This window comes from Burkholderia sp. Ac-20345 (assembly GCF_017104825.1).
Classification (GTDB): Bacteria; Pseudomonadota; Gammaproteobacteria; order Burkholderiales; family Burkholderiaceae; genus Burkholderia; species Burkholderia lata_B.
Window position 1 is genome coordinate 44,866 of record NZ_JAAGPO010000034.1, and the last position, 26,178, is coordinate 71,043.

Genomic DNA, 26,178 nt, shown 5'->3' on the forward strand with positions numbered 1-26,178 from the left:
TTACGCCCCCAGATGCTTCCGGAAGAACGGCACCAACTGCTCCAGCGCCTGGCCGGTCGGCGCGGGCTGGTCGTACAGGTCGTAGTGGGTCGCGCCGGGCACGATCTGCAGCGTCTTCTCGGTCGAACGCGCGCGGTTGTACAGGTCGAAGCCGTCGCGGTACGAACCGAACGCGCCCGGCTCGCCGCCGCCGATGACGATATGCAGCGGCTGCGTCAGCAGGTGCTCGGCCAGGTGGAACGCATCCCAGCCGACCGCCGGCGCGAGGCTCGAGAAACGCAGCTGGTTGGGCGAACCGGGCTGCTGGCCGCGCGGCGTCGTGTAGTAGTCGACCGCTTCGACGATGTCCACGTTGGTCAGGCCGGCCTGCTCGAGCGCCGCCTTGGAGGTCGGGATGTAGGTGGTCAGCAGCGGTTCGGCGCCGCGTGCTTCCGCCGTACGCTGGCTGGCGATCGCGTCCAGCGCCTTCAGCGCCGAATCCGGCGTCAGGTCACCTTCACGCATGATGCGGCCGTAGTTGGCGCCGACCACCGTGGCCACCGCCTTGAAACGGCGCTCGGTCATCGCAGCATTGACCGCATAACCGCCGCCGCCGCACACGCCCAGCACGCCGATGCGCTTCTCGTCCACGAAGGGGAGCGTGACCAGGTAGTCCACCGCGCAGCGGAAGTCTTCCACGCGCAGCGTCGGATCTTCGCTGAAACGCGGTTCGCCGCCGCTCGCGCCCTGGGTCGACGCGTCGAAGGCCAGCGTGATGAAACCCTGCTCGGCGAGCTGTTCGCCGTAGATGCGGCCCGAGGTCTGCTCCTTGCAGCTACTGATCGGGTGGGCGCAGACGATCGCCGGGTAGGTCTTCGTTTCGTCGAAGTCCTTCGGAAAGCGAAGGTCGGCAGCCACGTCCCACATGCGGTTCTTGAAGGTTACGGTTTTCATGGTGAGGTCCTGTCGTGTGCGCGTGGCCGGTCGTGTCGACGGTCGGGCCCTGCGCGCGATGAATGGATCGGGGAATGTTTCCCGGTGAGCGAGTCGAACGCCGGCATGCCGTCTGGGAGGGCGCGCCGTTGGTGCTCGCGGTAAGGAACACTTTAGACCTTGACAGGCTCGGTGATAATCCAGAAAAATTTTGATGCAGTTATAAGTGGAGCTTCTGAATGAACGGCAACAACCTCAAGGACCTGACGGCATTCCTGCTGGTCGCCGAAGAAGGCAGCTTCACGCGCGCGGCCGCGCGCCTGGGCATCTCGCAGTCGGCGCTCAGCCAGGTCATTCGCGCGCTCGAGACGCGGCTGGGCCTACAGCTGTTCGCGCGCACCACGCGCAGCGTTTCGCTGACCGCCGCGGGCAGCCGGCTGCTGGAGCTGATCGGCCCGGCGATGGGCGAAATCGACTCGGGCCTCGATGAGATTACCCACCTGCGCGACAAGCCCGCCGGGACGATCCGCCTCAATGCCGACGAATATGCGGTGCAGCATGTGCTGCAGCCGGCCGTGACGCGGCTCCTGCCCGCGTACCCCGACATACGCGTCGAACTCAATATCGATTACGGGCTGACCGACATCGTCAGCGGGCGCTACGACGCGGGCGTGCGGCGCGGCGGGCTCGTGGCCAAGGACATGATCGCCGTGCAGATCAGCCCGCCGCATCCGATGTCGGTCGTCGGGGCGCCGGCGTATTTCGCCAGCCGGCCGGCGCCGAAGCACCCGCGCGACCTGACCGACCATCTCTGCATCAACCTTCGCCTGCCGACCCACGGCGAGTATTTCCCGTGGGTGTTCGCGAAAGCGGGCAAGGAGCAGCGCGTGAAGGTCGACGGTCAACTGGTCGGCAACAGCATCGGGTCGGCGCGCGATGCCGCGCTGAGCGGGCTCGGCCTGGCGTACCTGCCGCATGCGTACGTCGCCGAACAGCTGGCCTCGGGGCAACTGGTCGAAGCGCTGTCGGGCTGGCGCAAGACCTACGAGCCGTACTACCTCTACTACCCGAGCCGCCGCCATGCGTCCCCCGCGTTTTCGCTGGTGGTCGACGCACTGCGCTACCGCGGATAGGGTTCGTTGCCGTGCAGGCGGCGTGGGCGGTGCGGGCAGGCCATGCGCCGGTGATCGAGTGGCCGGAGTGGTGCGATCGCCATCCGGCCCGGTTTGTCGGCGTGGGGTCTGGGCGCGTGCCGGCGACGTAGCGGCGCGTCCGGAACCGGCGCATCGCCTCCTGTTGGCACGTCCCGCGCGCCGGAAGCGCATCGGCCGCGATCGTCGATTCCGTTGTACGGAAACCGCCGCGCTCCGGAATTGACCGCCCGACGGCATGGCCGCACGCTGCACGTGAACTGATGAAGCACCCCCGATCGTGCCGACTCGCATCGGCGTGCCGGGCGGACGCACGCAGCGAAACCATCGCCAATATGGAGACAAGTGATGCCCCGTTCCCTTCGCGCACGGCCGACTCGTCGTGTCGATTTCCATGTGCATGCCGGCGATCGCGCCGGATTGCATCGCGACGCTTCCCGACACGCCGACGAGTAATGCCGATGCCGCTCGATCCGCAAATTGCCGCGATTCTGAAGACGCTCGAAGCCGCACCGCCGATGGAGAGCTTGTCCGTCGACGCGCTCAGGAACAGCCTCGCGTACCCGCCGCTCGACCGGCGCACCGTTGTCGGCGAGGTCGTCGATTTCGACCTGCCGCTCGAAGGGCGCGTGCTCGCGGCGCGCCTGTACCGGCCGCTGGTTACGCACAGCGATGGCGTCACCGTGTTCTTTCATGGCGGCGGCTTCGTGATCGGCAATTTCGACACGCACGATCACGTGTGTCGCGATCTCTGCGCGGAAAGCGGCGCCGCCGTGATCGCCGTCGATTATCGGCTGGCGCCGGAACACCGGTTTCCCGCCGCCGTCGACGATTGCTTCGATGCCGTGTGCCGGATCGCGCAACAAGCCGACACGCTGTCGTTCGACCCGTCGCGCATCGTCGTGGCCGGTGACAGCGCGGGCGGCAACCTGGCCGCCGTGACCGCGCTGAGGAGCCGCGACGAAGGCGGCCCGCCGTTGCGTGCGCAGGTGCTCGTCTATCCAGTGACCGACTATCACACGCCGCCGACCCGTTCGTACATCGACAACCAGTCCGGCTATTCGCTGACGCGCGCGGCGATGGTCCGGTTCTGGGGCGACTACGTCGCGAACGAACGGGAGGCGCTGCATCCGCATGCGTGCCCGCTGCGCGCGAAATCGCTGGCGGGCCTGCCGCGCGCGCTGGTGATCACGGCCGGGTTCGATCCGCTGCGCGACGAAGGGGAAGCCTATGCGAATCGCCTGTTCGATGCTGGCGTGCCGGTCACGTTCTGGCGCCACGACGACATGATTCACGGCTTCTTCCGGATGGGGCCGGCCTGTGCGGCGGCCCAGCAGGGATTGCTGCGCGCGGCGGCGTGGATACGCGACGTGATGGCGCGCTGACGAAAGATGAAGCGTCGTGGCTTGACGGATGAACGAATTCGGAGTGCGAATGGAAACAGAACAACATATCGGCTTTCTGGGCCTCGGTCAGATGGGCGGCCCGATGGCGGAGCGCCTGCTCGGACACGCGTTCCGCCTGCATGTGTACGATCCGTCGCCGGCGGCGCTCGGGCCTTTCGTCGACGGCGGCGCCGTCGTCCACGATTCGCCGCGCGCGGTTGCCGATGCGGCCGGCATCGTGTTCGCGTGCCTGCCGAACCGGGACGTGTCGCTGGCGGTCGGCCTGGGGCCGGACGGCGTCGTGCACGGATCGGCGATCCGCACCTACGTGGAGATGTCGACGATCGGTCAGGACCTGATCGAGCGGATCGGTGACGGGCTCGCGCAGAAGGGGATCGGCATCGTCGATGCGCCGATTTCCGGCGGCGCGCCGGCCGCACGCGCCGGTACGCTCGCGATGCTCGCGGCCGGCGCACCGGCGCTCGTCGAGCAGGTGTCGCCGCTGCTGTCGCTGATCGGCAAGGACGTGTTCGTGATGGGCGAGCGCGCCGGCATGGTGCAGGTCATGAAGATCGTGAACAACATCATCATGGCGACCAATCTCGTCGTGTGCTCGGAAGGGCTGGCGATGGGCGCGAAGGCCGGCCTCGACCCCGACATGATGATGCAGCTGCTCGATGCCGGCACGGCGCAGAGCTTTGCGTGCTCGAAGATGCTGAGCCGGGCCGTGGCGGGGCGCTTTGACTACGGTGCGGCGCTCGCGATCATCGACAAGGACATGTCGCTCGGATTCGACGCGGCGAGGTTGCTGGACATCGCGGCACCGACGATCGAACGCGCGCGCGACGTCTGGCACGCGGCCTACGAAGCAGGGCGCGGCAAGGACGACTTCACGTCGATCCTGACGTTCGTCGCGGAGCAGGGCGGCACGTGCGTGCGGGGCGGCGGCGTGCCGGGGTGACGCACGACGAACCGCGCCGGTGCTCCGCGTGCGCGATCACGGTTCGTAGCGAACGTCGCGCAGCACTTCCTCGAGATCGAGCGCGGCCTGCTTGAGCGCCGGCACGATGCGCTGCCGGATGGCGTCGATGTCGGCATGGGCCTTGATCGCGCCGCAGCTCAGCGACATCGGCGTGGCCGCGGCGCCGACGCTCACCGGCAATGCGATGCCGTACGCGTTGCGCTGGTATTTGCCGTACGACATGCACACGCCGTTCTCGCGAAGATCCTCGAACGCGTGGTCGATGCCGGCGCGCATCGCGTCGCGCTGCGCTCCCGCGGCGCCCAGCAGCCGCACGACATATTCCTGCCGCCGATGGTCGGGCAGCCCCCACAGCCACGCACGCCCGATCGCCGTCAGGCCCATCGGCAGCAACGAGCCGACGCCGAGCCGCAGCGTCGCGATGCCCGAACTCGTGCGATGCGCGATGTACAGCATGTCGAGGCCATCGCCCGTGGCGAGCGCGACGGACACATCGAGCCGGTCGGCGAGTTGCTGCATCAGCGGATGCGCGAGCCGCGTGACGGGATTGGTTTCGAGGTACGCATGCCCGATGCCGAAGACGCCCGTCGCCAGCTCGAAGCGCGTGCCGCCCGCGACACGGCGGATATACCCGAGCTGGATCAGCGTCGACGTGAGGCGGGACACCGCCGACCGGGACATCCCGGTGCGCTGCGCCAGTTCGCCGTTGGTCAGCGGCGCGCGTTCGGCATGAAACGCGCGCAGCAGCTGAAGGCCGCGGTCGAGCGTGAGCGTGACCTGCGCGGGCTCGGGCGGCGCGGTTTCGGCATGATTCGACGGATCCGTCATCGTGCTCCTGCGCCTTCAGCCTTGGCGCGGCACGCGATCGCGCAGCGTCTGCGCAATCGCGACGAGCCGCGGCCCGAGTTCCCGTTCGATCCGCGCCTGGGCGAGGCGCGCGGTGCGGCCGACACAGCCGAGCACCAGCGGCGGGCGATCGGGCAGCACCAGCGGTGTTGCGACGCACGCGAGTTCCTCTTCCCATTCGCCATGCAGCATACCGAAGCCGAGTTCGCGCACCTGCGCGATTTTTTCGTGCATCCGGCGCCCGATGGTCGGCCAGTTGTCGTCGGGCCGCCGCTCGAGTTCGCTCAGCAGATAGCTGCGCTCCGATTCCGGCAGCACGGCAAGCAGCGACCAGCCCATCAGCGAATAGGCGATATGCATGCGCATGCCGGGCTGCAGCTGCAGGTTGAGCACGACGCGGCTGCCGATCTGGACGTCGAGGATCAGGATGTCGGACCGGTCGCGCGTGCCGAGTAGCACGCAGGTATCGGTCGCCTCGGCGAACTTGCGCATCTCGATGCCGGCGACCCGCTGAAGATCGGGATCGGAAACGGCTGCGTAGCCGAGCGCCAGCGATGCGGCGGCCAGCGAATACTTCCGGCTCGCCTTGTCGTGATGCAGGTAGCCGAGCGCGACGAGCGAGCGCAGCAGTCGCAGCACGGTCGGCGCCGGAATGCCGGTGGCGTGTGCGATTTCCAGGTTGCCGAGCCACGCATGTCCCGGGCCGAACACCGACAGGATCGACAGCCCGCGCGCGAGGGGCGTCACCATCGTGCTGCTCGGCGCGCGCTCGCCGCGCGGCGGCTTCGGCCACGCGGTGTCGACGCCGTGCGGGCCGTTGCCGGACCTCGCATCGACGTGCGTCGGCATGGATCTGCCGGGTTGCATGAGTGTCTCCGTCGGTTCGTTCGATCGCGGGCCGCGTGCGGGCCCGTTGCGCGTTGCTGGTCGAATCGTACTACCATCGCGCCGATCGTGACGCTGGGGCGAGCCCGGAGGCGTGCCCGGCGCGTCAGCGCGACGATCGCGCGACGAGATCGCGGAGCCGTTCGCACACGAATTCGAGGCCGTCGCGGCTGCCGGGCAGCACGCCAATCATCATCAGAAAGCCGTGCATCTGCCCCTGCGCACGGCGATGATGAACCGGCACGCCGGCCTGTTCGAGGCGCTGCGCATACGCTTCTCCTTCATCGCGCAACACGTCGTGCTCGGCGGTCACGACGATCGCTTCCGGCAGGCCGGACAGGTCGGCTTCCCGCAGCGGCGACGCGAGGCTCGAATGCCGGGCCGCATCGGCCGGCGCGTAGTGATTCCAGTACCACATCATCGCGTCGCGCGTGGTCAGCAACTGGTTCTCGGCGGCGACATACGAGGGCCGGTCGAACACGCAGTCGGTCACCGGATAGACGAGCAGCTGGCCGGCGAACGACATCGTGCCCTCGCGGCGGGCGAGCAGCGTCACCGCGATCGCGAGGTTGGCGCCCGCACTGTCTCCTCCGACGAATACCGGCAGTTCGGCGCCGAGCAGCGCGACCTGCGCGGCGAGCCACTGCGTGGCCTGCCATGCGTCGTGTACCGGCCCCGGGAACGGATGTTCCGGCGCCTTCCGGTATTCGACGAGCGCCACCGCGACACCCGCGCCGGCGGCGATTTCCCGGCACAGCGGCGTGAAGGCGTCGATCCCGCCGACGACCCAGCCGCCGCCGTGGAAGTACACGAGCAACGCCTGCGGGCGCTCGTCCGGCACGAACAGCCGTGCACGGAGCGTGCCGCCGTCGACCGGGATGTCGAGCGCGGCGGTGGTGCGCACGTCGGCGCCGGGGGACAGGATCGTGCCGATGCGGGCAAACGCCGCGCGCGCCTCGTCCGGCGTCATCAGGTGACGCGGCTTCGATGGCGTCGCGGCAAGCTTGTCCATGAACGCCCGGGTGGCGGCGTCGAGACTCATGATGGCGACCTCCGGGCGGCCGGGCGAAGCGGGGCGCCGTGCGAGGCGGTCGAGTGGTCCATGTTGTGTCTCCGTGATGTTGTCGTGTCAGGCGAGCGGTTTCGCCGGCGTGCGTCGCATGGCGTCCCGCCGCGCTGTCGGCCCGCCGATGCGAAGGGTGAGCCGGCCTACCGCGGGGGCTGCAATGCGCCGAGCACGGCGTCGACGCCGCCGAACAGGTTCCAGCCGAGCGTGGCGGTCGCGCCGGCATCGACGACGAGGTTGGTGCCGGTGATCGCGGAGGCCGCGTCGGACAACAGGAACGCGATCGGTCCGGCCAGTTCGCCGGGCGTGATCACGCGGCCGAGCGCGGTCTGGCGCGCCATCACGGCGGGATCGCGTTCGCCGCGTGCATAGCTGGCCTCGATCACGGGTGTGCGGACGGGCCCCGGCGACACGGCATTCACGCGCACGCCCTGCCGGCCGAGATAGACGGCGAGCGAGCCCGCGAGATTGATCATCGCGGCTTTCGACGGGCCGTAGGCGAGATGGGGCGTCGAGACCATCCCGGCGAGCGACGACAGCATCACGATGCTGCCGCGACCGCGCGATGCCATGCGCAGGCCGACTGCACGGCAGACCGCGTAGGCGCCGCGCGCGTTGATGTCCATGATGTGGTCCCAGGCCGGCAGGTCGGCCTGCAGCGGGCCTTGCGCGGGCGGGATCACGCCGGCCGCGAACACGAGAGCGTCGATGTCGCCGCATTCGCGTTCGACGGCGTCGATGCACGGTTCGATGCCGTCGACGTCACCGACGTCGAGCCCGTACGCACGGCCGCCCGTTTCGGCCGCCACGCGTTCGGCGGCCTGCGCGTCGCGGTCGACCACGATCGGGTTCCACGTCGCCGAGAGCGCGGCACAGCAGGCCGCGCCGATGCCGCCGGCGCCGCCCACCACGAGCACGTTTCTGCGCAATTCCATGTATTCCTCCCTTGACTTTGTATTTGCCGCGGCCCGGCTGCCCGCTCTGCGGCGTGTCAGCCCAGGCCGGCTGCCGCGCGTACGGCGAACACCGGATCGTCCGGGCCGCGGCGGCCGAGCGTCCAGGCCGGGTTGAGCACGTTGTCGGCCGGATCGACGAGTTGCGACTGGATGGCATCGAATACGGTGCGCCGCCGTGCGATCCGCCATTCGCCGTCGCGCTTCTCGAAGCGGTCGACGTAGCGGCCGAATACCTCGACCCGGCTGTTGTGCGTGCTGCCGACGTGCTTCGCGTCGAGCATCGAGCGGTGTTCGCTCGCTTGCGGCGCGATTTCCAGCCGCGCGAAGAAATACGTCTCGACCGCGGCGACGCTGTCGGACGCGAGCTCCACGAGGCAGTTGCCGAGAAAGTGCGTGGAGGTCAGCAGGCCGGGCGCATCGTGCCGCTCGCGCACCCACGCGATGAAGGCGTCGCGCGTGCCCTTGAAATCCGCGTGGTCGTCTTCGCCGTCCTCGAAGAAGGCGGCGCGCACGAGCGCCCAGTCGCGACGGTCGACACCGCGGGCGTAGCGCAGCATCACGTCGCGGATCAGGTCCTTGTCGATCAGTCGTTGCATGGCGTCGGACACGGCATGGGTCTCCTTTCGTTTGATGGCATCAACGATGAAGAGCCGGTGCGTATCGCGTCAACGCGCATCGCGCGGGTTTGCCGTACTTTGAAATTTCATCGGGTTTGCCGTAGCGCGCGGCCGGCGGCCGGCGCCGGCCGATTTCAATGTACGGCAAGGCCGCACCGTCGCCGTTGATGCAAGCGGGCATGCGGTCTTTCAATGGGTTCCTGCGAAACGCAATCATTTCAAAGGAGACACCCAACATGAACCAACCTCTCGACGTGCTGGATGCCGTCGTCGTCGGTGCCGGCTTCGGCGGGCTGTATGCGATCAAGCGGCTCACCGACGCGGGTTTCCGGATCCAGGCATTCGAATCGGGCGACGGCGTCGGCGGCACCTGGTACTGGAATCGCTACCCGGGCGCGCGCGTGGATCTCGAATGCTGGGACTACTCGTATTCGTTTTCGCCGGAATTGCAGGACGAATGGGACTGGCCGGAGCGCTATCCGACCTCCGCAGAACTGATGCGCTACCTGAACCACGTCGCCGACCGCTTCGACCTGCGCCGGCATGTCCGCTTCAATACGCGGGTCGAATCCGCGGTGTTCGACGAGCAGCGGAATATCTGGCGCGTGACGACATCGGACGGCAAGGTCACGCATGCACGTTTCTTCGTGCCTGCAACGGGCGTGCTGTCGGTGCCGAAGCCGCCCGAAATCCCGGGGATCGACACGTTCGCCGGTGAAAGCCATCACACGGGCCGCTGGCCGCATCATGAAATCGACTTCAGCAACAAGCGCGTCGGCGTGATCGGCACGGGCTCGTCGGGCATCCAGGTGATCCAGGCGCTCGCCGGCAAGTGCAAGCACCTGACGGTGTTCCAGCGCACCGCCGTGTACGTGGTGCCGGCGAAGAATCATCCGCTGACGCCCGAGATGCGGGCCCGCGTGCGGGCGACGTATCCGGAGCGGCGCGCGGTGAGCCGTCTCACGCGCTTCGGCATCGCGGTGCCGTTCCCAGTGGAATCGGCGCTCGACGCGACGCCGGAGGAGCGCCAGAAGAAATACGAGAACGCGTGGGAAAACAGCCAGCTGCTCGGTTTTCGCATGTGCTACGGCGACATCCTGTCGAACGAGGCCGCGAACGATACGGTGGCCGAGTTCATTCGCGGCAAGATCCGCGAGACGGTGCAGGACCCGGCGGTGGCGGAGAAACTGATGCCGCGCGGCTTCCCGTTCGGCACGAAACGCCCGTGCCTCGGCGACACGTACTACAGCGTGTACAACCGCGACGACGTGACGCTGGTCGACTTGAAGCAGACGCCGATCGATCGCGTGGTGCCCGAAGGGATCGTGACGAGCGAAGGGCTGCACGAACTCGACGTGCTGATCTACGCCACCGGCTACGACGCACTGACGGGCGCACTTACGCATATCGACGTGCGCGGCGTGAACGGCCGCCCGCTGACCGACAAGTGGGCGAGCGGCGCGAAGACCTATCTCGGCCTGATGACGAGCGGCTTCCCGAACCTGTTCACCGTGACGGGGCCGGGCAGCCCGGGGCCGCTCGCGAACATGTCGATGAGCATCGAGCAGCACATCGACTGGATCGCGCGCTGCATGACCGACCTGCGCGACGCGGGCATCGACCGGATCGACGCCGGCCAGCAGGCGGAAGAGGACTGGATGCAGCACGTGCAGGACGTCGTTGCGAAGACGCTCTATCTGAAGGCGAACTCGTGGTACGTCGGCGCGAACGTGCCGGGCAAGCCGCAGGTGTTCCTGCCGTATCTGGGCGGACACGGCAACTACCGCAAGAAGTGCGACGACGTCGCGGCGGCCGGCTATGCGGGCTTCGTGCTGACGCGGGCCGACGATCGCGAAACCGAATCGCAGAACGAAACGATTGGAGATGCAGCATGAGCAACATCAACGGACGCGTGGCCGGCAAGGTCGCGTTCATCACGGGCGCCGGGGCGGGGATCGGGCGCGCGGCGGCCGAGCTGTTCGCCAGCGAGGGGGCGACAGTCGTCGTGGCCGAATTCGACCCGCAGAGCGGGCAGGCGACCGTCGACGCGATTCGCGCGGCGGGCGGCACCGCGACGTTCGTGCGAACCGACGTCACGAGCGAGGACAGCGTACGCGACGCGATCGCGACGGCGCTCGAGTTCGCCGGGCGGATCGACGTGCTGTACAACAACGCGGGCGGCTCGACGTCGGTCGACGCGCAGGTGACGGATTGTCCGGCCGACGAGTTCTGGCGTGCGATCAAGCTCGACCTGTTCGGTACGTGGATCACGTGCAAGTACGGGATCGCGGCGATGCTGAAGACCGGCGGCGGCTCGGTCATCAACAGCAGCTCGGTGTTCGCGCTGGTCGGCACACGAGGCAAGGACGCGTACACGGCCGCGAAGGGCGGCATCTCGGCAATCACGCGCTCGATGGCCGTCGAGTACGCGCCGCATCGCATTCGCGTGAATGCGGTGGCGCCGGCCGTGACGGTCACGGCGCGCGTGGCCGGGCTGCTCAAGTCGCAGCCCGACGTGATCAACAAGACCGGCGAGCGCCAGCTGCTGGGCCTGATCGACCCGAAGGAGGTTGCGCTGACGGCGCTCTACCTGGCCTCCGACGAATCGCGGACGACGACGGGGCAGATCTTCCCGATCGACGGCGGATTCTCGATCTCGTGATGACGGAGAGCGCCCCGACGGCGCTCGCCCGCACCGCACGAAGGTGCACGGAAATCGCCGCGTTCGCGAGCCGGAACGCGTGCGGTTTCCGTGGCGCCGGTACGGGATCGCCGGCTCACCGCCCGCGCGCGTCGGCACCCGAGACGCGGAAATCCTGCAACCCCGTCACGGCCTCGAACCCGGCGATGCCGCTGCGCGCATTCGCGTCGGCCGCGAGGCGCCTTTCCCGCTCGCTGGCATGCACGCGATCCCATGCGAGCACCTTGGGCGTCATCAGCCGGTGCCAGAGCGGCGGAATCATCGCGACGACGATGGTCGTCAGATAGCCGCCGATCATCATCGGCGCATCGCGAAACGGTTCGAGCGCGTGATACGGCACTTCGCCCTGCGCATGATGATGCGAATGGCGCGTCAGGTTGAACATCGACCACGAGCTGATGCGCCGGTTCGTATTCCACGAATGACGCGGCTGGACCGGCGTCGCCGGGTCACGAACGATGCCGTAATGCTCCATGTAGTTGACGATCTCCAGCAGCGCCTTGCCCCACAGCGCGCAGAGCGTGAAATAGGCGGCCGTCCGCCAGCCGCCGGCGCCCCATGCGCATGCGATCAGCAACACGCTCATCAGGTGGCCGCGAATGACCGCGTTGAACGGCGTGAGCAGCCCGTGCCCGGCGCGCTTCAGGCGCTTTCCCTCGATTTTCCACGCGCTGACGTTGCCTTTGACCGTCGAGGCGAGCACATGAAAATAGACGTTGCGGCCGCGCGGCGCGGTGGCGGGATCTTCCGTCGTGGACACGTAGCGATGATGCCCGTACACGTGCTCGATCGAGAAAATCGTATCGAAGCTGAACGCCAGCAGCCAGCGGCCGATGAACATCGACACCGGGTCCCACGTGCGATGCGTCAGTTCGTGCGCGGGAATGGTGCCGATCATGCCGATCATCAGCCCGGTCAACAGCATGCCGGATACATGATGACCCCCGCCGGCCGCCGCGCGGGCCGCCAGCGCATCGTATCCGGTCGATCGTTCGATCAGCGCGCCGAAGCCGAGCGGGTCGGCCGCGCTGACCGACCAGACCGACACGAAGACGATCAGCGCCAGCAGCGGCAGGGCCATCCACAGCTGGAACGTCAGGATGCCGGGATGGCGCAGCACCGGTGTCGACGTATCGTCGCCGCAGATCGCGTCGCCGACGATGTAGAACGCGACGAGCGCGATGAAACAGGCGGTGATCCATGGGCCGCCCGCGACGAACGCGACGACCGACGCGATGCCGATGACGTGGAACAGAAAGTATTTCAGGTAATGGAACATCTCGGTGTCTCCTCCTCCATGCCGGTATTTGAAAGTCAGGCGGCTGCCTGCATGTCGTGCTGCGTGGTGAAGCGGTCCGCGTGAATCCGCGAGCGGGAGAGGCCGCGCGCGACCAGGACGTCGGTCGCCGCGTCGATCATGCGGGGCGGCCCGCACAGGTAGGCGTGCGTCTCCTCCGGCAGGTCGGCCGCGATGGCGTCGGTCACCATCCCGCGCGAGCCGCGCCATGACGAATCGGCCGGCTCGTCGGACAGGATCGGTTGAAAATCGAAGCGGCCCCGCCAGCGGGCGGCGAGGTCGTGAATCGTGTCGAGCGCATACAGGTCGTGCTGCGCGCGTGCGCCGAACAGCAGCGTGACCGCACGCATGGTGCGTGCCGCGACGCCGTCTTCGAGCATCGCGAGAATGGGTGCGAGCCCGCTGCCGCCGGCGATCAGGATCAGCGGGGCCTCGGCTGGGCGCATCCAGAAATCGCCGAGCGGGCCTTCGACGCTCACGGCATGGCCGACGAGATCGTGCGCATGAACGTGGCCCGAGAACACGCCGCCGGGCACCTTGCGGACGAGGAAATTCACCTGCGCATTCGGCCGCACGCTGGTCGCGAACGAGTAATGACGTGCCTCGCCGGGCAGCGACGCGATCGACAGCAGCGCGTACTGGCCGGCCTTGTACGGCAGCGATTCGTCGAGTTGAACGCGCAGGCGGACGATGTCGTGGGTCAGGCGGTCCTGGCCGATCACGCGGCCGTCGATCGTCCGTCGCGCGGCTTGCCGGCTCGTGTCGACGGCGATCGTCACGTCCGTTTTCGGGATGCTCTGGCACGCGAGGATGAAACCCTGGTCGAGATCGTCGTCGGACAGGATGTAGCCGGTCTGCGTCAGCTCCTTCACGCGCCCGTCGACGAGCTTGCACTTGCAGGTCGCGCAGCCACCGACACGGCAGCTGTGCGGGAAGTCGATGCCGTGGCGCAGCGCTGCCTGCAACAGCGTTTCCGCCGGCTCGACCGTGATGGCGCGATCGTTGATGACGGCCTTCACAGTCTTGGTTTTTGTCAGGAATCGGAACATGTTCTCCCCATGCGGCCGTAGCGATTGACGTGGCTTCATCGTAGGGAGCCGGCCGGCGTTACGGGAGTGCGCGAATTGACATCGATGGCGCATTTATTGTCAATTGATGTCCGTCGCTCACCCGGGAAACCCGACATGTCCGAGACGGACTTTTTTCTTCAACCGCAGTACGCGATCCAGATCGCCGATCAGCTGGTGCGCATGGGCGGGCGTCCGCCCGACTGGTTTGTGCAACTGCAGCATCCGGGGCCGAACGGCGAGCTGACGATCCGGGATTTTTCGTTCGACGCGTTCATGCGGCTGGTCGGCGATGCGCTCGACGCAACCGGCGAGCCGGCATTCGGGCTGCTGGTCGGTGAACGCCTGCGCGTCGGTAGCCACGGGGTACTGGGCTACGCAGTCGCCAACAGCGTGACGGCGCGGCAGGCGCTGGAACTGATCGAGCGGTTCGTGCAGGTGCGCACGTCGCTCGTTTCCGCGAAGCTCGAGATCGTGGGCGAACATGCGCGGCTCGCGTTCGTCGAACGTCATCCGCTGGGCGACATTCGGCAGCCGGTGATGGAAGCGATCGTGCTGACGATCAAGAATCTGCTCGACTACATCACGCGCGGCACGAGCCGCGCATCGTTCGTCGCGTTCCCGTTCGACGTGCCCGGCTATGCGGCGCTGTCGGGCGAGCTGTTCGGTTGCGACGTGCGCTATGGGGGCGACTGGGCGGGCATGGCGTTTCCGGTGGCGGAACTCGACCGGCCGCTCGGCACCAGCAACCCGCACGCGCTGACGGAGGCGGTGCGCATCTGCCAGGTCGAACTCGCGAACCAGAACCGGCAGCAGGCGTTTTCATCGAGGATCCGCCGGCTGATGTTCGAGAAGGTCGGCGATTTCCCGACGCAGCGCTCGACCGCGCAATTGCTGAACGTCACGCCGCGCACGATGCATCGGCGGCTCGCGGACGAAGGCACGTCGTACCGCGAGATACTGGAAAGCGTGCGTCACAAGCTGGCGATCGAGAGCGTGAAGTCCGGCAAGCTCAGCCTGCAGGAAATCGCGTTTCTGCTCGGCTACGACAGCCTCGGGAATTTCCGGCGCGCGTTCAGGCGCTGGGAGGGCATGTCGCCGTCGGAATATCGTCAGTCGATGTAGCGGCTGCGTCGGCGCGAAGGCCGCGGCTCCATTTCCTGCGCCATCTCCGCAATCTGCCGGCGCAGCCACCCGTACGCCGGATCGTCGTGCGTGCGCTCATGCCAGATCATCGTCAACGCGAACGGTGGCACCTCGACCGGCAGCTCGACGAGCGTGACCGGCATCGACTGCGCGACATGCTGCGCGAGTCGGCGCGGCAGCACCACCGTCATGTCGCTCTTCGCGACGACCATCGGCGCCACCAGAAAATGCGGCAGCCGCATCGCGATGCGCCGGTGCAGCCCTTGCCGCGCGAGGGCCGCGTCGACCCGCTCGCCGCCGCGGCCGCCGATCGTCACCAGCACGTGCGACAGTGCCGCGAAACGCTTCGGCGTCAGCCGTGCGGACAGTGCAGGATGCTTGTTGCGCATGATGCAGACCAGGCTGTCGTCGTAAAGCTTGCGACGATAGATGCCGGCGGGCAGGGTGTCGTCGTCGAACGCGCCGAGCGCGATACCGGCCGTGCCGTCCACCACGAGTTCGACGTTGTTGCCGCGTGACGGCGGCACGTCGAGATCCATTCCAGGCGCGTGCCGTTCCAGCCGCGCATTCACGTCAGGCAACAGCGTCAGCGCCATGTGATCGAGGCTCGCGATCGAGAACTGCCCGCGCGCGGTGGCCGGATCGAATTCGGCCGGCGCGACGATGCTGGCCGCTTCCGTCAGCACGCGCGACACGCGCAAGGCGAGCGACGCCGCGCGCGGCGTGAACTCCAGCCCCTTCGGCGTACGCACGACGACACGATCGCCGAGCAGCGTGCGCAGCCGGCCCAGCGCGCGGCTTGCCGCCGGCTGGGTCAGGCCGAGCCGCACGCCGGCGCGCGTGACGCTGCGTTCCTTGAGCAACGCGTCGAGCAGTTTGAGCAGGTTGAGGTCGACGGCGCGCAAATCCACTTCGTGCATGCTGGACATGATCGGTATGCATTTGAGTTATGTGAGGCCAGCGTACATCATCGAAGCCATCGCTCCAACGGGTGGAGCGGCTGTCGGGAGAACACATGTTCGTTGTTACGGGTGTCACCGGGCGCACGGGAGCCGTCGCGGCCCAGGCGCTGATCGATGCGGGCGTCACGGTGCGCGTGGTCGTGCGCGATCGCGCGAAGGCGGCGCGCTGGGCTGCGCAGGGCGCGGAAGTGGCGGTTGCCGATCTGGCCGACGCTGCCGCGTTGACGCGTGCATTCGCCGGGGCGCGCGGCGCGTATCTGGTCAAGCCGCCCAACTATGCACTGGAGAACCTGTTCGAACACGCGGACGTGACGGCGCGCGCTGTCGCCGAAGCGGTGCGCGCGGCGGGCTTGCCGAAACTCGTGCTGCTGTCGTCGGTCGGCGCCGATCGATCGAGCGGCACCGGCGTGATCGGAACCAACCGCACGGCCGAGCAACGACTGGCTGAACTGGGTATTCCCGTCGTGTTCCTGCGCGCGGCGTATTTCATGGAGAACTGGGCGCGCGTCGTCGATCCGGCGCGCACACAAGGCATCCTGCCGAGCCTGCTGGTGCCGGTCGAGCGCGCCATTCCGATGGTCGCGACCGAGGACATCGGCCGCATCGCGGCGGACCTCCTGCGTGAAGACTGGGCGGGCATCCGGAAGATCGGCCTGGAAGGGCCGGCTGTATATTCGCCCGCCGACATCGCCGCAATCTTTGCGCGCGCGCTGAATCGACCGGTGCGACCGGTGGCGCTCGAGCCTGCCGAGTGGGCCGGGGTACTCGCGATGAATCCGTTCTCGAGCGCGGCGATCAATGGATTCATCGAACTGAATCGCGGCCTGAACAGCGGCCACATCGACTTCGGGAGCGACGATACTGTCGAGCTTCGACGAGGGCGCGTGCCGTTCGAACAGGTCGCCGAGGAGATCCTGCGGGCGTGATGCCGCACGCCTGCAGGCGGTGCATTGCCGCGGTATCGCCGCGTTCGTGAACGGCGCTGCGGCACTGCCCTGACACGGGCGTCATCGCGTATGTCGAACGGCCGCAACGGACCGAACGGCGTCACGCGCGATCCGGCTCCGTCGCGGAGCCGGCGATTTCCCTGTCGCCCTTGACCTTTCCGGTCAACGCACCGGCGCGGCCGTGGCCAGCAGGCTGCGCAGGAACACCATGACCATGTGCCCGATCGGTACCTCGGACAGGATCGACTGCTGCAGCGACAGGCCCTGCGAGAGCCCCATGAACGCAATGGCCAGGACGGCCGGCGATTCGGGCGGCACTTTCTTCAGCCGCGCGAAAATCTGTTCGATGCAATAGGCGAGGCCATCGCGGTGGGCGTCCAGCAACGCCTGTGACGCGACCGCAAAAGCGGGGTTGCGGCGACCCAGGAGCTTGAACTCGACGCCCAGCACCGACCACTCGGGCTCGGCATCGACGGTCCGCGACCAGACATCCAGCGCATTCAATATGTCCTCCCCGGACGCGGACGGATCGCTCAGCGCCCGGGCGATGTCGGCCACTTGCGTCTTTGAACGCTCCCGCATCAGTTCGATGAACAACGCCTCCTTGCTCGCGAAGTTCGAATAGAACGCGCCCTGCGTATAGCCGGCCTCGGCCGCGATATCCCTGAGCGACGTGGCGCCGAATCCGCGGTCGACGAACAGCCGCTTCGCCGCGGCGAGCAAATGGGCGCGGGTCTGCAATCGGCTTTCTTCGCGGGTCAGCCGCGGGGGAAGGGGGGCCATGTTCATGGCCGGAAGGATATCAGTTGATATTTGAGATAGATACCATTACGATCGCGTTTCAAATATCACTCGATATTTGAAACGCAGGGCGCGATTGTGTCGCCGAATGTCGGTAACGGGGATCCCCGGGAGGACGTTCGTGTCGACGCGGGGGCGCGCACTGTGTGCCGGTGCGTGGCGGTGTGTCGTTGCTCTCGTGTCGCGTGCTTCGATGCGTCGACGCGAGCCGCTTGCCGATCGAGTCAATGCGGCCGTCACGGGGCGTCGTGAAACAGTCAGTTAGTCATGCGAATCATGCCGGTTCGCATGCGGATGCGGATGCGGGGCAGGAAGCAGAAGATGAACGCGAGCAAGACCTATGCGCAGCTCGTAGTCGAGCTGGCCGAACTGGACGAGGAAATCGAGCGAGCACGCGCACGCGAACGCGTCGATGCGATCGCGGAGGTTCACTCGCTGATGGATACCTACGCGATCAAGCATCGCGACCTGGTCGGCCGCAACGGCAGCCGGGGTTCGTACATCGTGAAAGTGCTGCCGGCGCGCTATCGCGATCCGGCGAGCGGGAAGGAGTGGAGCGGGCGCGGCAATGCGCCGCTGTGGATCAGGGGCAAGGATCGTCGTCAGTTCGTCATCGTCAAGCCGCCGTCCACCGGCAAGAAAACCAGAACCCGTTGACGGACGGCGCCGGGCTACGGCGCCAGCGGCTTCGCGGGTGCATGACCCGGCGGCGTCAGCACCACGAGCAGCGTCGCGCCTTCAGGCGACGGCGCCACGTACGCATGCGGCCGATGCGACGAGAAGAGCGCGCTTTCACCGGCGTGCAGCCGCGTCGGCTCGCCGTGCTCGAAGTGCAGCTCCAGTTCGCCCGACAGCACGTAGCAGAACTCGTCGCCCTCGTGGCCGGCGAGCCCGCCGGCTTCGTCCACCGTGCGCGCGTCGACCTGCATGCGCAGCGTGATCATCCCGGCCGAACTGTCGCGATGCAGCAGCGCGTATTCGTACGGGATGTTCGCGATGCGCGTCGTGACGATGTCGTCCGCGTGGCACACGCTCAGCGAGTTGCGATGGCGCGGCTGGTTGGTCAGCACGTCGCGCCAGTCGAAACCCATGCCTTCGATGATCCGGTGCAGCACGCCGAAGGTCGGCGACATCTTGTTCGTCTCGATGCGCGAGAACGTCGCCGCGGGCACGCCGGTCAGCTGGCTGGCCTCGTTCAGCGTGAGGTCGCGCGACTGGCGCAGCGCGCGCAGCCGCTGCCCGATCTGGTCGGCAGGCACCTGCAGGTGCTCGCGGCGCCGCGGTTTGAGCGGCAGCGCCGAAAGGATCGATGCGACGCGGGTTTTCTTGCTCATGATCGTCCGCCGGGGAGAATGTTTTTACCGATACGTAATGAAAATATACCGCATCGGTGCGAACCCGGGCGATCGATTGCATGACGCTTGTCGGCGGCGGATGTCGAGGCGTACACTTCCCCGGCGTCGACACGGCGAGAACGGGGCATCCACGATGTCTCGTTTTTTCGGCCCTTGAATTTACGGATATGTAAATTCAATGGGGTGTGCGGCACATCTCGTCCCGGCCGTCGGGAGGCGATGCCCTGCAGATGATGGATAAACGCAAGGCCGGCAGCGCGCTTTCACGGCCAGAAATTTACGTATCGGTAATTTCGGAGAGAATGACCATGAGTCTGCAAGACGATCGGATGAACGGCGCCTATCGCGCGGAAGGCTGGGTGCAATGGCCCGGCGAGTCGGAGTTGAGTTTCCAGTTCGCGCGCACGATCGGCGGCGCGCAGGAAGGCGCGAGCCTGATCAGCGAGTGCTTTCGCGCGGCATCACGCATGACGCCCGGCGATACCGAGAGCTGGTACCGCGAGTGGCAGGTGCTCGCGAAAGCCAGCGAGCAGCGTGCGCTCGACGCGTACGCGCGCGGCTTCCTGCGCACCGCGAGCAGCAACTGGCTGCGCGCGGCCAACTACTACCGGTCGTCGGAGTTCTACCTCGCGCATGACGACGCGCGGCGGCGCGACAGCTTCGACAGCGTCGAACGCTGCTCGCATCGTTATCTCGATGGGCTGACGCCGGCCGGCGAGGTCGTGCGCATCCCGTACGAGGGCGGCGCGCACCTCGACGCGTATTTCATCCCGTGTGCGGGCGGCGACGTGCGCTCGCCGGCGGTGATCGCATTCGGCGGGCTCGACGAGTACAAGGACGAACTGCTGCACGAAATGCCCAAGCATGCGCTCACGCGCGGCATGTCGCTGCTGCTGGTCGATCTGCCGGGGCAGGGCGGGACGCTGCGCCGGCAGGGGATCGTCAACCGCCCGGATACCGAAGTGCCGGTCGGCGCGTGCGTCGACTACCTGCTCACGCGCCGTGACGTCGATCCCGGCCGGATCGCGCTGTATGGCGCAAGCGTCGGCGGTGTCTATGCGGCGCGCGCGGCGTCGTTCGAAAAGCGCATCGTCGCGGTGGTCTCGGATTCGGTGATGTTCGACATGGCGTCGCTGTTCGCGAGCTGGCTCGATACGCCGGAACGGCTCATCTGGCGCCACCTGAAATGGGTGTTCGGCTGCGCGACGCCGCAGGAAGTCGTCGATAAGGCGCGGGATTTCCGTCTCCAGGGCGTGATCGACCGGATTCCGGTGCCGTACCTGGTGCTGCAGGGCACGGAAGACTGGCTCGGGCTGAAGACGGCGACCGATACCTACGACTACGCGAAGGCGCATGGCGTCGACGCGACGCTCAGGCTGTTCGATCCGGACGAAACGGGCGCCGCGCACTGCCAGGTCGACAATCCGACGCTCGGCCAGGAATTCATCTGCGACTGGCTGGCGGCGCGGCTGGGCATCGATCAGCGCGCGGTGAGGCAGCTCAGGCCGGCATTGGCGTAAGCCGCGCGACGGCACGCATCGACCTCGGGGAGACATCGTCCGCCGTCATGGCGCGGGTGATGTCTCCCGCGCGGCGCGTGCTTATCCGCGGCCGACGAACGGCATGGCCGTCGCCATGATCGTCATGTTCAGGATGTTCGTGTCCAGCGGCAGGTTCGCCATCTGGACGATCGCATTCGCGACATGCGTGACGTCCATGCGCGCCTCGGGCGCGAGGCTGCCGTCGGCCTGCGGGACCCCTTGCGTCATCCGCTCCGTGAGCGACGTCGCCGCGTTGCCGATGTCGATCTGGCCGCACGCGATGTTGTAGCGGCGGCCGTCGAGCGCCAGCGACTTGGTGATCCCGGTCACCGCATGCTTGGTGGCCGTGTACGCGATCGTATCGGGGCGCGGCGCATGGGCGGAGATCGAGCCGTTGTTGATGATCCGGCCGCCTTGCGGCGTTTGCGCTTTCATCAGGCGCCATGCGGCCCGCGCACACAGAAAGACGCCGGTCAGGTTCGTCGCGACGACGCTGTTCCACACGTCGAATTCGTATTCGTCGAGGGAGACCGGCGGCGCGTTGCGGCCGGCATTGTTGAACAGCACGTCGAGCCGGCCGAACTGCTGCGCGATCTGCGCGAACGCGTGGTCGACCGATGCTTCGTCGGTGACGTCTGCAGTAAATACGTGCGCGTCGCCGGCGGCGGCGCGGATCGCGTCCTGCGTTTCGCGCAACGACCCCTCCGTGCGTCCGAGCAGCGCGACGGTGTATCCCGCCTGGGCGAGCGCGATGGCCGCTGCGCGACCGATGCCGGATCCGGCGCCCGTGACGGCTGCGGACTTCTTCGAGACAGACATGGCTTGATTTCCTGCTGGTTGAATGACAGGTGAGGCTGCGGATGGACGATGACGTCGCTCCTTCGGCAATGTAGTCGAAATGCGCGGCGCACAGGTTCAAGCGACATCGTAAAGCACGCTCGATGTCGCGATGACTTCGACTACTTCTTCCGGCCGGGTGCGGCCTTCCGTGCCCGCGTGCCCGTCTCCGCAAACAGATCGACCACCACGTCGCGCAGCCACCGGTTCGCCTCGTCCTGATTGACCCGCGTATGCCAGAGCATGTGAATCGGCGCGCCCGGCAGCGTGACGGGCAGCGCGCGCCAGCCCAGCGAGAACGGGGCGGCGAGCTGCTGCGCGAGATGCTCGGGCACCGTCGCGATCAGGTCGGTGCGCTGCAGGATGTAGCCCACGCTCATGAAGTGCGGCACTGTGAGCCGCACCTGGCGCGCCACGCGGCGGCGCTTCAGCCATTCGTCCACTTGCCCGTGACCGGTGCCGGCCGACACGACGACCAGATGCTCGGCATTGCGCCACGCGTCGACCGTCAGCGGCGCGTCCTCGAGCGGATGCCCGCGCCGGAACAGGCACACATAACGCTGATCGAACAGCCGGCGCTGATAGAAGCCGCCCTTGAGCTGCGGCAGCAGGCCGATCGCGAGATCGACGCGGCCATCGGCCATTTCGTCGCCGAGGTTGACGCTCGTGTCGCGCACGGTATTGAGCGCGATGCCCGGCGCCGCCTGCGACAGGTGTTCGAGCAGCGCGGGCAGGAACACGACTTCGCCGATGTCGGTCATGCCGATCGTCAGCGTGCGCGCGGCGCGCAGCGGATCGAAGCCGGTCTCGGGGTTGAGCGCGGCATGCAGCGTCGCGAGCGCGTGCGACACGGGTTCCGCCAGGCGCAGCGCGAACGGCGTCGGCACCACGCCGCCCGGCCCGCGCACGAACAGCGGATCGCCGAGCCGGCGGCGCAGCTTCGCGAGCGCGTTGCTCACGCCCGGCTGGCTCATGTTCATCTGTTCCGCGACGCTCGACACGCGCCGTTCCTGCATCAGCCGCTGGAAAAGCAGCAGCAGGTTGAGGTCGATATCGCTCAGTTCCATGATTTTTGCCTTGCCCGGTTCATTGCATCCAGTGATGAAGCAGATTCCTTTCATTTTATTGCGGGATGAAAGTCCGCTCTTGAAAATACCGATACGGCACATGCAATCGACATGACCGCTGCGCACGCCGCAGACCCCACATCGGAACATCGGAGACACCTTCATCATGCAGACGAACCTGAAGATTGCGATCGTCGGCGCCGGGATCGGCGGCCTGACGCTCGCGCTCGCGCTGCGCGAGCACGGCATCGACGCGCAGCTCTACGAACAGACGGAGGTGTTGCGCGAAGTCGGCGCGGCCGTCGCGCTATCGGCCAATGCGACGCGCTTCTACGAACGCATGGGATTGCGTGCGGCGTTCGACGCGGTGTGCGCGGACATCCCGGGCCTCGTCTATCGCGACGGCCGCAGCGGCGCGGTGATCGGCCATCATCGCGGCGCCCCCGACTATCGCCGGCAATTCGGCGGCGCGTACTGGGGCGTGCATCGCGCGGATCTGCAGGCCGTGCTGTCGAAGGCGGTCGGCCTCGAATCCATCCATCTCGGCCATCGACTGACCGATCTCGCGCAGCACGCCGATCGCGTCACGCTGACGTTCGACAACGGTGCGCGTGTCGATGCCGATCTCGTGATCGGCGCGGACGGCGCGCGCTCGATCACGCGGCGCTGGATGCTCGGCTACGACGATGCGCTGTATTCGGGTTGTTCGGGGTTTCGCGGCGTGGTGCCGGCCGCGCGGCTGAGCCTGTTGCCCGATCCCGAAACGCTTCAGTACTGGATCGGGCCGCACGGGCACCTGCTGCACTATCCGATCGGCGACGACGGCGACCAGAATTTCCTGCTGGTCGAGCGCCATCCGTCACCGTGGCCGTCGCGCGACTGGGTGATGCCGTCGGAAGAGGGCGAGCAACTGCGCGTGTTCAGGGGCTGGCATCCGGCGGTGGTGCAGATGATTACCGCCGTGCCGATCAGCCAGCGCTGGGGGCTGTTCCACCGGCCGCCGCTCGGCCGCTGGAGCCGTGGGCGCGTGACGCTGATCGGCGACGCCGCGCATGCGCTGGTGCCGCACCACGGGCAGGGCGCGAACCAGTCGATCGAGGATGCGGTGGTGCTGGCGGCCCAACTGGCGCAGGCCGGGCCGGGCAACTGGCGCGAAGCGCAGGAAGCGTACGAGCGGCTGCGTCGTGGCCGCACGCGCAAGGTGCAGTACGCGTCGATCTCCGTGGCCGATGTGCTGCACCTGCCCGACGGGCCGGCCGCGCAGGCGCGCAATGCGCGCCTGGCCGAGCGCGACAGCGTGCAGCATCACCTGGACTGGATTCACGATTTCGACGCGCTGGCCGGGGAGCCGAGCGAACGGCAGGGCGGCACGTGGCTTTGATCCCCCAATCTTGAGCGCGCCATCTGGCGCGGCAGGCGCGCCGGGATCGTGCTCGCCGGGCATGACAGGGGTCGATGGCCGGCGGCCCGCCAGTTACCGGTCGGCCTGACGAAAACGGGCGGGGCAATGCCCGCCCGCCGTCATTTCACGCATTCGAGCGCGTACTTCAACCCCTGCCCGAGCAGCCCGCGCCATACGTCCCACGTATGCCCGCCGTCGACGATGCGCAGTTCGGACGGGTTCTGCGCGCGGCGCAGGTGCGTGTACAGCACGCTCGATTCGGCCTGGATCGTCAGGTCGTCGTCGCCGGCCGCGATGAACATCGGGATCCGCCAGCTGCGCGCGAAATAGCCGCGCATCAGCGCCGGATAGTTGAGCTCGTGCCATACGCGAGGGTCGAACTGCCGGTCGCCGAACACGCCGACGTAGCGTGCGGCGGAATTGAGCGGCGGCTCGTTCGCGTAGATCGCGGGGCTCAGCAGCATCGCGCCGCAGAACAGCCCGGGTTCGAGCAGCGAGAAGCGCAGCGCGCCGAAGCCGCCCATCGACACGCCGCCGATCGCGCGGCCCGCGCGCTGGTTCGACACCGCGAAGTGCGCTTCGACTTCGGGCAGCAGGTCGTTGAGGAACGCGCTCTGCATCTTCTCCTTGCGGTCGACGTACCAGTCGGTGCCGCCCTGCGGCATCACGATCACGACGGGCGGGATCTCGCGGCGCTCGATCAGCGTGTCGGCGGTGGCCTGCAGCCGGCCCTGCGTGACCCAGTCGTTCGCGTTGCCGGCATTGCCGTGCAGCAGGTACATCACCGGGTAGCGCGCACCTTCCGGGTTGTAGCCGGGCGGCAGGTAGACCGTGTACGACCAGTCGCGCTTCAGCGACGCCGAGCGGAACGTGCGCAGCACGACGCTGCTGCCCGGATTGAGCGCGGGCTCCGGGGCGGCCGACGGGGTCGTCGCGGTCTGGACGGCCGGCGGCGGCAGCGCGGGCGATACCGCCGGCGCGGGCGGCGTGGCGCGGGCCGTGGCGATGGAGCCGGCGATCAGGGCGATGGCGAACGGAAGGGCGAGTCGGCGCATGTCGAATCGTTTCAGGAGAGGCGCCGGCTATCGTAGCAGCGGCGCATGACGGCGCGGCGCGTCATCGCCGCGAACGGAACGGCAGCCGCGCGACGAGCGGCCCGTAGAGTTTGGCGACGAGATACAGCAGGCCCATCGCGACGACGTCGGCAATCAGGCCGAGCTTCACGTCGAGATAGCCTTCGGTCGCCTGGTAAAGCAGCGAATCGACGGCGAGCGAGATGCCGGTGCCTGCGACGAAGCACAGCAGCCCCTGCCGGCCGATCGTGCCGATCCACGGCATCGCGTGCGCGACCTTCTTCATCCAGCCGAGGTGCACGAGCTTCGCCGCGAGCCACGCGATCGCGAGGAAGTTCGCGAGCCGCAGCGCGCCGAGGTTCTGTTTGATCGACGGATCGGTCGGGAACGGCTCGATGCGCAGCCGGTAGTACGCGCCGGCCGCGACGATCGCGAGCGCCGCGGCTGTCAGCAGCCAGCCCTGCGGCTTCGGCGCGAGCGTCTGGTAGACGGGCTGGCAGCGGGCGATCACGCCGAACACGAACAGGAACTGCCACGCGAACGGATTGAAGTCCCACGGCGCGCCTTCGACGGTCGGCAGGAAGCGCGCGACGTGCGGCGCCGCGACCCACAGCGACCCGCTGAACGCGAGCAGCAGCCACGGCTGCGTGCGAGCGAGCGGCAGCGTGAGCGGGACGAGCAGCGCGAAGAACGCGTACATCGGCAGCACCGACGCGAGGTACGGCTGGCGGCGGAACAGCAGGATGTCGCGCAACGCGGCGAGCGGCTTGTGGAGCAGGCCGTCGAGGTCGTTGGTCGGCATGTTCGGGCCGTCGATCGCGAATGCGTTCAGCGCGGCCGTGATCAGCAGCATCAGGCCGGCCGTCACGAGGAATGCGCGGTAGATCTCGAACGCGCGCTTGATGAAGCGCTGGCGCGCGGCGGCTTCGTCGTGCCGCTCGGCGAGCGAGTTGTAGGCGATCGCGGTGGCGAAGCCGCCGAGGAACACGAAGACCTCGGCCGCGTCGCACAGCGCGTACGCGTGCAGCGTCACGCGCGACAGGATGCTGCCGCCGATGTGGTCGACGACGATGACGAGCAGCACGAGGCCGCGGAAGAAATCGAGCTCGGCGTAGCGGCCGGCCCGGGCCGGCGCGGTCATCGGACCGCCTCCCGGCGCGGGCCGCGGGCGCGGCCGGGAGG

Annotated in this window: 26 protein-coding genes; 10 read left to right on the forward strand and 16 right to left on the reverse strand. The window is 67.6% G+C overall.

Annotated elements, in window-relative coordinates:
* On the reverse strand, positions 1–1,128 hold the full coding sequence (locus tag G3O06_RS14935; protein ID WP_346779525.1) for an alpha/beta hydrolase: 1,128 nt from the start codon (positions 1,126–1,128) through the stop codon (positions 1–3).
* A gap of 23 nt (positions 1,129–1,151) precedes the next feature.
* On the opposite strand from G3O06_RS14935, the gene G3O06_RS14940 reads away from it, so the two are divergent.
* The 3 genes from G3O06_RS14940 (at position 1,152) to G3O06_RS14950 (ending at position 4,409) form a co-directional block, all read left to right on the forward strand.
* Positions 1,152–2,045, forward strand: coding sequence for a LysR family transcriptional regulator (locus tag G3O06_RS14940; RefSeq protein ID WP_174986652.1), 894 nt, complete (start codon positions 1,152–1,154; stop codon positions 2,043–2,045).
* 479 nt (positions 2,046–2,524) lie between these two features.
* Positions 2,525–3,448, forward strand: coding sequence for an alpha/beta hydrolase (locus G3O06_RS14945; RefSeq protein ID WP_241019993.1), 924 nt, complete (start codon positions 2,525–2,527; stop codon positions 3,446–3,448).
* Between the two features lie 49 nt (positions 3,449–3,497).
* The gene (locus tag G3O06_RS14950) at positions 3,498–4,409 is read left to right on the forward strand and encodes an NAD(P)-dependent oxidoreductase (protein WP_205816552.1); all 912 of its coding nucleotides are present in this window, start codon (positions 3,498–3,500) and stop codon (positions 4,407–4,409) included.
* A gap of 36 nt (positions 4,410–4,445) precedes the next feature.
* Here G3O06_RS14950 and G3O06_RS14955 read toward each other — a convergent pair whose 3' ends face one another.
* The 6 genes from G3O06_RS14955 to G3O06_RS14980 form a co-directional block, all read right to left on the reverse strand.
* A complete protein-coding gene (locus G3O06_RS14955; protein WP_205816553.1) occupies positions 4,446–5,258 on the reverse strand; it encodes an IclR family transcriptional regulator in 813 nt (270 codons plus the stop codon).
* Between the two features lie 15 nt (positions 5,259–5,273).
* Positions 5,274–6,143 carry an IclR family transcriptional regulator gene (locus tag G3O06_RS14960; protein WP_205816554.1) on the reverse strand — a complete coding sequence of 290 codons (870 nt, stop codon included), beginning with the start codon at positions 6,141–6,143 and terminating at the stop codon, positions 5,274–5,276.
* 124 nt (positions 6,144–6,267) lie between these two features.
* The gene (locus G3O06_RS14965; protein ID WP_205816555.1) at positions 6,268–7,203 is read right to left on the reverse strand and encodes an alpha/beta hydrolase; all 936 of its coding nucleotides are present in this window, start codon (positions 7,201–7,203) and stop codon (positions 6,268–6,270) included.
* Positions 7,204–7,370: 167 nt separating this feature from the next.
* Positions 7,371–8,162, reverse strand: a complete 792-nt coding sequence (locus G3O06_RS14970; protein WP_205816556.1) for an SDR family oxidoreductase — start codon at positions 8,160–8,162, stop codon at positions 7,371–7,373.
* Between the two features lie 56 nt (positions 8,163–8,218).
* Positions 8,219–8,791, reverse strand: coding sequence for a nuclear transport factor 2 family protein (locus G3O06_RS14975; RefSeq protein ID WP_205816557.1), 573 nt, complete (start codon positions 8,789–8,791; stop codon positions 8,219–8,221).
* Between the two features lie 28 nt (positions 8,792–8,819).
* Complete coding sequence (locus G3O06_RS14980) at positions 8,820–9,038, reverse strand: hypothetical protein (RefSeq protein ID WP_205816558.1); 219 nt, start codon at positions 9,036–9,038, stop codon at positions 8,820–8,822.
* Between G3O06_RS14980 and G3O06_RS14985 the strand changes: the two genes are divergently transcribed.
* Both G3O06_RS14985 and G3O06_RS14990 read left to right on the forward strand, forming a co-directional pair.
* Complete coding sequence (locus G3O06_RS14985; RefSeq protein ID WP_174999501.1) at positions 9,037–10,695, forward strand: NAD(P)/FAD-dependent oxidoreductase; 1,659 nt, start codon at positions 9,037–9,039, stop codon at positions 10,693–10,695. The two genes, G3O06_RS14980 and G3O06_RS14985, sit on opposite strands and share 2 nt — an antisense overlap.
* On the forward strand, positions 10,692–11,462 hold the full coding sequence (locus tag G3O06_RS14990; protein ID WP_174929622.1) for an SDR family oxidoreductase: 771 nt from the start codon (positions 10,692–10,694) through the stop codon (positions 11,460–11,462). Before G3O06_RS14985 ends, G3O06_RS14990 begins: the two co-directional genes overlap by 4 nt.
* Before the next feature lie 115 nt (positions 11,463–11,577).
* Here the strand turns inward: G3O06_RS14990 and G3O06_RS14995 are convergent, their stop codons facing one another.
* Both G3O06_RS14995 and G3O06_RS15000 read right to left on the reverse strand, forming a co-directional pair.
* Positions 11,578–12,780 (reverse strand): alkane 1-monooxygenase, encoded by a 1,203-nt coding sequence (locus G3O06_RS14995; RefSeq protein ID WP_205816559.1) that lies wholly within the window; start codon positions 12,778–12,780, stop codon positions 11,578–11,580.
* Between the two features lie 35 nt (positions 12,781–12,815).
* Entirely contained in the window at positions 12,816–13,847 is a 1,032-nt protein-coding gene (locus G3O06_RS15000) for a 2Fe-2S iron-sulfur cluster-binding protein (RefSeq protein ID WP_205816560.1), read from the reverse strand.
* A 135-nt stretch (positions 13,848–13,982) separates the two neighbouring features.
* Here G3O06_RS15000 and G3O06_RS15005 point away from each other — a divergent pair, with 135 nt between their 5' ends.
* Entirely contained in the window at positions 13,983–14,990 is a 1,008-nt protein-coding gene (locus tag G3O06_RS15005) for an AraC family transcriptional regulator (RefSeq protein ID WP_205816561.1), read from the forward strand.
* Here the strand turns inward: G3O06_RS15005 and G3O06_RS15010 are convergent.
* On the reverse strand, positions 14,978–15,940 hold the full coding sequence (locus G3O06_RS15010) for a LysR family transcriptional regulator (protein ID WP_241019995.1): 963 nt from the start codon (positions 15,938–15,940) through the stop codon (positions 14,978–14,980). The genes G3O06_RS15005 and G3O06_RS15010 overlap by 13 nt on opposite strands.
* A gap of 86 nt (positions 15,941–16,026) precedes the next feature.
* Between G3O06_RS15010 and G3O06_RS15015 the strand changes: the two genes are divergently transcribed.
* Complete coding sequence (locus G3O06_RS15015) at positions 16,027–16,899, forward strand: NmrA family NAD(P)-binding protein (protein ID WP_205816562.1); 873 nt, start codon at positions 16,027–16,029, stop codon at positions 16,897–16,899.
* A gap of 183 nt (positions 16,900–17,082) precedes the next feature.
* Here G3O06_RS15015 and G3O06_RS15020 read toward each other — a convergent pair whose 3' ends face one another.
* Positions 17,083–17,703, reverse strand: coding sequence for a TetR/AcrR family transcriptional regulator (locus G3O06_RS15020; protein WP_241019997.1), 621 nt, complete (start codon positions 17,701–17,703; stop codon positions 17,083–17,085).
* A gap of 339 nt (positions 17,704–18,042) precedes the next feature.
* Here G3O06_RS15020 and G3O06_RS15025 point away from each other — a divergent pair, with 339 nt between their 5' ends.
* Positions 18,043–18,378 carry an H-NS histone family protein gene (locus G3O06_RS15025; RefSeq protein ID WP_205816563.1) on the forward strand — a complete coding sequence of 112 codons (336 nt, stop codon included), beginning with the start codon at positions 18,043–18,045 and terminating at the stop codon, positions 18,376–18,378.
* 14 nt (positions 18,379–18,392) lie between these two features.
* Here the strand turns inward: G3O06_RS15025 and G3O06_RS15030 are convergent, their stop codons facing one another.
* Positions 18,393–19,055: an XRE family transcriptional regulator gene (locus tag G3O06_RS15030; protein ID WP_205816564.1), complete on the reverse strand. Its 663-nt coding sequence runs from the start codon at positions 19,053–19,055 to the stop codon at positions 18,393–18,395.
* A 329-nt stretch (positions 19,056–19,384) separates the two neighbouring features.
* Here G3O06_RS15030 and G3O06_RS15035 point away from each other — a divergent pair, with 329 nt between their 5' ends.
* Complete coding sequence (locus tag G3O06_RS15035; RefSeq protein WP_205816565.1) at positions 19,385–20,596, forward strand: alpha/beta fold hydrolase; 1,212 nt, start codon at positions 19,385–19,387, stop codon at positions 20,594–20,596.
* Between the two features lie 81 nt (positions 20,597–20,677).
* Here the strand turns inward: G3O06_RS15035 and G3O06_RS15040 are convergent, their stop codons facing one another.
* Positions 20,678–21,436: an SDR family oxidoreductase gene (locus G3O06_RS15040; RefSeq protein WP_205816566.1), complete on the reverse strand. Its 759-nt coding sequence runs from the start codon at positions 21,434–21,436 to the stop codon at positions 20,678–20,680.
* A gap of 140 nt (positions 21,437–21,576) precedes the next feature.
* Entirely contained in the window at positions 21,577–22,521 is a 945-nt protein-coding gene (locus tag G3O06_RS15045; RefSeq protein ID WP_205816567.1) for a LysR family transcriptional regulator, read from the reverse strand.
* Positions 22,522–22,687: 166 nt separating this feature from the next.
* On the opposite strand from G3O06_RS15045, the gene G3O06_RS15050 reads away from it, so the two are divergent.
* Positions 22,688–23,902 (forward strand): FAD-dependent monooxygenase, encoded by a 1,215-nt coding sequence (locus G3O06_RS15050; protein ID WP_205816568.1) that lies wholly within the window; start codon positions 22,688–22,690, stop codon positions 23,900–23,902.
* 140 nt (positions 23,903–24,042) lie between these two features.
* Here G3O06_RS15050 and G3O06_RS15055 read toward each other — a convergent pair whose 3' ends face one another.
* Both G3O06_RS15055 and G3O06_RS15060 read right to left on the reverse strand, forming a co-directional pair.
* Entirely contained in the window at positions 24,043–24,978 is a 936-nt protein-coding gene (locus tag G3O06_RS15055; protein WP_205816569.1) for an alpha/beta hydrolase-fold protein, read from the reverse strand.
* A gap of 61 nt (positions 24,979–25,039) precedes the next feature.
* Entirely contained in the window at positions 25,040–26,137 is a 1,098-nt protein-coding gene (locus G3O06_RS15060) for an OpgC domain-containing protein (protein ID WP_205816575.1), read from the reverse strand.
* Positions 26,138–26,178 lie beyond the last annotated feature (41 nt).